The sequence below is a fragment of the Azospirillum halopraeferens DSM 3675 genome (assembly GCF_000429625.1).
GTDB lineage: Bacteria > Pseudomonadota > Alphaproteobacteria > Azospirillales > Azospirillaceae > Azospirillum > Azospirillum halopraeferens.
In genome coordinates, this window is the sequence record NZ_KE386932.1 from 1 (window position 1) to 4,922 (window position 4,922).

General features: G+C 58.7%; 3 protein-coding genes. All 3 read left to right on the forward strand.

What is annotated here, in order from left to right; all coding sequences use genetic code 11:
• Positions 1-632 precede the first annotated feature (632 nt).
• Genes cas9 through cas2 form a run of 3 tightly spaced genes read left to right on the forward strand, consistent with a single transcriptional unit; the run spans position 633 to position 4,891 of the window.
• Positions 633-3,686, forward strand: coding sequence for a type II CRISPR RNA-guided endonuclease Cas9 (gene cas9, locus G472_RS38545; RefSeq protein WP_084537011.1), 3,054 nt, complete (start codon positions 633-635; stop codon positions 3,684-3,686).
• Complete coding sequence (cas1, locus tag G472_RS0130395; RefSeq protein WP_029011407.1) at positions 3,662-4,549, forward strand: type II CRISPR-associated endonuclease Cas1; 888 nt, start codon at positions 3,662-3,664, stop codon at positions 4,547-4,549. Before cas9 ends, cas1 begins: the two co-directional genes overlap by 25 nt.
• A gap of 27 nt (positions 4,550-4,576) precedes the next feature.
• Positions 4,577-4,891, forward strand: a complete 315-nt coding sequence (cas2, locus tag G472_RS0130400) for a CRISPR-associated endonuclease Cas2 (RefSeq protein WP_245593637.1) — start codon at positions 4,577-4,579, stop codon at positions 4,889-4,891.
• Positions 4,892-4,922: the final 31 nt, after the last annotated feature.

Consider the following 4,922-nt stretch of genomic DNA (forward strand, 5'->3'; position numbering starts at 1 on the left):
CCGCCCCCGAGGGGGCGGCCCTTCCATTGCCTGCCGCGGTCCGTTCGGACCGCCGCGCTCCGTCGTCAGACGGCGGGGAACCCTGCCGTGGCGGGTATCCCGAGAGCGGCGAGCGGCCGCAGGGCGACGCAACCAGACACGGGATCACTGCCCATTTTCCACCATCACACTCCGGAGCATCCGACGAGGCGTCTCTCATTCTCGCCGAGTTCAGCCGCCTCCCTGCACCTTGTGTGTGGGGCTGGGCAATAGTTAATTGTCAGATTCAGTCTAGACTTCTGCAGTAAGAATCTGCCGGAACCGCAAGAAGATCCGAGGTGGCCACCGCACCATCTACGCCAGCCCAAACGTAGCATTCCAGTGCTTGAAAACGCTCCGCTTGAAAATTTCGTTGGGCTGCGCCGTCCAACTTGGTGGACCGCATTATACCCTGTGGCTTTCACGCCCTGGCAGCGACGCCAACTTTCTATCTAAACATAGATGTTGAGGAATCCCCCAGCCTTGCGGCCGGGGTAATCCTTCAGTGGAAAACCACTTACCGTGGCTTCCCTACCGGCTCCCGAAACCATGTTGCATAGCGCCCCCTTCTCGGTCAATGTTTTTTTGCACTCGTGAGTGGCAGAGGGGCGGTCATGGGTAGTTTAGGCGATACGTCACTGGGGATAGATCTCGGGATTGGATCGTGCGGCTGGGCGCTGATCCGTGAAGACACCCAAGAGATCATCGCTATGGGATCCCGCTGCTTTGACGTCCCTGAAACTGACAAGGATCGAACGCCCACCAATCAGATCCGCCGCAGCAACCGACTGATGCGGAGGGTTACACGCCGTCGGGCACGGCGGATGAAGGATGTCCGGGCGCTGTGCCGGCGCTTCGGTCTGGTCGACGATGCTGAACCCGAAGCATTCACTGCGGCGCGGCTTGATCCGTGGGCACTGCGTGCGCAAGGACTTGATAGGGCTTTAAACGGCCAGGAACTGGCCGCTGTTCTCCTCCACATCGCCAAACACCGTGGCTTCAGGTCGAATAGCAAGCGTGACCGGGGCGCCAACGCGCCCAAGGATTCCTCCAACATGTTGATGTCCATTGCCGAGACGTCGGCACGGTTGGCGTCATGGCGTACAGTAGGCGAGATGTTTGCATGCGACCCCGCTTTTGCCGGGCGGAAACGCAACCGTGATTCTGGATACGACCGCTCGATTCTGCGTGCGGATCAAGAGAAGGAAATTGCGTTGTTGTTTGATCGGCAGCGCATCTTTCGAAACCACCTGGCCTCACAGGATTTGGAGCGTGCCTACCGTGAGTTGGCGTTCTTCCAACGTCCCATAGGCGACAGCGAAGACAGCGTTGGCGATTGCCCTTTTATCACGGGCGAAAAGCGTGCAGCACGCCATGCATACAGCTATGAACGCTTTCGACTTCTGTCGCGGCTGGCGGCGTTGCGGCTGCGACGCGGTCGGGAAGAGGTCGCCCTGTCACAGGAGCAGATCGCAGTGGCATCGGCCGACATGGGGTCCAACCGCGGACTGTCATTTGCACGATTGCGCCGGCTGTTGGCACTGGACGATCATTGGCGTTTTGATGGCGTGTCACCGGCCGACGAAAAGAGTCGCGACGTCGTTGCTCGTTCCGGCGCAGCAACACCCGGTAGCTTTGCTTTACGACGCGCCATGGGCGAGAGCCCGTGGCGATCACTGCTGGCAACGCCGGAGGTCCTCGACCGCATCGCAGCGATCTTCGCCTTTCGTGATGAACTCGATTCCATTCATGCCGGGCTCGCTGAGGCCGGACTGCCGTCGCTTCTGCTCGACATTCTCATGGCAGCGGCGGAGAAAGGGGACTTCGAGGAATTTAAGAAAGCCGGGCATATCTCCGCGACAGCCTGTCGCGCCATCATCCCTTTCCTGGAACAGGGGCTCGTGTATTCGGAGGCATGCAAAGCCGCCGGATTCGATCATGCAGCGCGTCAGATGATAGTGATTGAGGACATCGCCAATCCGATCGCGCGCAAGGCGCTCACCGAGGCCGTTAAGCAGGTACGGGCCCTCATTGCAGAGTTTGGGCTTCCCGGGCGTATTCACGTCGAACTTGCCCGTGACGTCGGCAAAAGCCAGGAGGAACGCGACGAGATCAGCCGTGGCATCGATCGGCGCAACCGCGAGAAGGGCCGGTTGCATGATGAATTTACCGAGAACCTGGGTCGGCCACCGCTGAACGGCGAGGAACTCCTCCGCTTCGAGCTTTGGAAAGAACAAAACGGCCGGTGCCTCTATACGGACGAGGCGATCTCGATCACAGCGGTCGTTGGATCCGATAACATAGTGCAGGTTGATCATATATTGCCGTGGAGTCGCTCGGGTGATGACAGTTTTGTCAACAAAACACTTTGTTTTGCTAAAGCGAATCAGAAGAAGAGGGGGCGCACTCCGTTTGAATGGTTTTCTGCAGACTTGAGCGAGAACGACTGGGAAGCGTTTGTTGCTCGCATCGAAACACTCAAAGGTATGAAGGGACGAAAGAAGCGGAACTTTCTATTGAAGGATGCCGTCATACTCGAAAAGCGATTCCGGGAGCGCAACCTTAATGACACGCGGTATGCTTGCCGGGTTTTGATTGATCTTCTCTCCCGGCTATATCCCGATGATGGACGCCGACACGTATTCGCGCGGCCCGGCCCCTTGACGGACCGATTGCGTCGAGCGTGGGGGGTGAACGATCTGAAGAAGGGACCGGATGGTCAACGTCTAAGCGACGATCGTCATCATGCGCTGGATGCTTTGGTTGTGGCGGCCACCGGTGAAGGCGCGTTGAACCGCCTCACCCGCGCGTTCCAGGAAGCCGAGCGGTTGGGAGCGCCGCGTGACTTCCGGGCATTCGCACCGCCATGGTTGGGCTTCACCGAACAGGCTCGGACCGCATTTGCAGGGGTGTTCGTCTCTCGCCCCGAACGCCACCGGGCACGCGGCGAAGGGCATGCGGCGACGATTCGTCAAATTCGGGAGCGGGACGGAAAAGCCGTCATTTTTGAGCGAAAAGCCGTTGAGAAACTTACCGTTAGCGATCTTGCTCGCATCAAAGACGCAGAGCGTAACCATCGGCTTGTCGATTCGCTGCGCACTTGGATCGACGCAGGTAAGCCGAAGAGCATGCTGCCCTTGTCCCCCAAAGGAGACCCAATTTCGAAAGTGCGTGTCGCAACCAGCAAGAAAGTTGACGTACTTGTCCGCGAGGGTGCTGCCGAGCGCGGAGAGATGGTGAGGATTGACGTTTTCCGAAAAGCAAAACCAAAGCATGGATTCGAGTTTTATTTGGTTCCTGTGTACCCACACCAAGTGATGGATTCGGAGGGTTGGCCATTTCCACCCAATCGTGCCATTCAGGCATATAAGGAGGAGACGGAGTGGCCGGAAATCGAAGCCGAACACGAGTTCTTGTTCAGTTTGCGCCCTTTCAGTTACGTCCAACTTACCAAACGTGATGGTACAATAATAGAAGGGTATTTTCGCGGCGCAAACCGCAGTACCGGCGCATTGATGGTGTCAATGCAGAATGATAATACGGAGGTTCGAGAAGGAATTGGTGCGCGGACACTGGGCTGTATCCGTAAGTTTCACGTAGATCGTCTTGGTCGACGTTTCGAAATCCAACGGGAGACCCGGACATGGCATGGCGTGCCGTGCACCTGAGCCGGCCGGCACGCCTCTCGCTCGCCAGTGGGCAAATGGTGGTGGCCCAGGATGATGGAGACGTACGTCTCGCACTGGAGGACATTGCGTGTCTGGTGGTTGACACGCCGCAGGCCAGCTTCACGAGCGCCCTTCTCTCGGCTTTTGCCGAGGCAGGAATTGCTTTGATCGTCACCGACGCAACCCATATGCCGTCTGGAGTGCTGCTGCCTTTTCACCGGCATTTCCGACAGGGCGACGTTGCGCGACGTCAAGTCGGTCTTTCGGCTCCACTCCGAAAGCGCTTTTGGCAAGCCATTGTCCAGGCGAAAATTGCCAATCAAGCCGCTGTGTTGGCCGAACTTGGACGGGGCGGTGCCGCGACTCTGGTGGCCGTTGCCCAGCAGGTGCGATCGGGTGATCCTGACAACGTCGAGGCGCGCGCAGCGAGGGAATACTGGAAGCACCTGTGGCCCGAGTTCCGGCGTGACGATGAGGGCGACCGGCGTAACAAGCTGCTGAATTACGGCTACGCCGTCGTTCGGTCGGCAGTAGCGCGGGCTTTGGTGGCTGCCGGGTTCCTGCCCGCCTTCGGCTTGCACCATGACAGCGCCACGAACGCCTTCAATCTGGCTGACGATCTGGTGGAGCCATTTCGTCCCGTCGTGGACCGACTCGCCTGGAAGTTGGCCCCGGAGGGAGCGCCAAGCCGAGGTGACCTGACGCGGAATGATCGCCAAGCTATGGCCGGTGCAATTTTGGAACCGGTTCGATTCGGGGATGACGAGGTCACCTTGTTGGCCGCCACCGAGCTAACGGCGAACGCCCTGGCTCGAGCGATGGACGCAAAGACGGCCGCGTTGCTTGTCTTGCCATCCTTCTGAGCGGAGGCGGCGGTGAAGTCGGAGGAGGTGCGGATCTTGTGGCTCTTCATATTCTTCGATCTGCCTGTTGGAACTAAGGCGGAACGCCGAAATGCGACCCGTTTCCGCACGTTCCTCAAGGACGACGGGTATATGATGCTACAGCTCTCTGTATATGCCCGGGTGTGTCGTGGCGAGGACGCCGTTAGTAAACACATGCAGCGCGTCATCAAACGACTGCCACCGAAGGGTAGCGTTCGGGCGCTTCAGGTCACTGACAAGCAATACGCTCGTATGCACCTGCTTCTTGGCGAGCCGGCAAAAAGCGAAGCGGTCGCGCCACGCCAAATGGTCCTGCTCTGATTCTGCTCGGAAAATCCGGCAAAACCAGAGC

Bases quoted from the DNA above. Each gene is read 5' to 3' on its own strand.
- cas9 (WP_084537011.1), top strand. From the start codon at position 633: ATGGGTAGTTTAGGCGATACGTCACTGGGGATAGATCTCGGGATTGGA.
- cas1 (WP_029011407.1), top strand. From the start codon at position 3,662: ATGGCATGGCGTGCCGTGCACCTGAGCCGGCCGGCACGCCTCTCGCTC.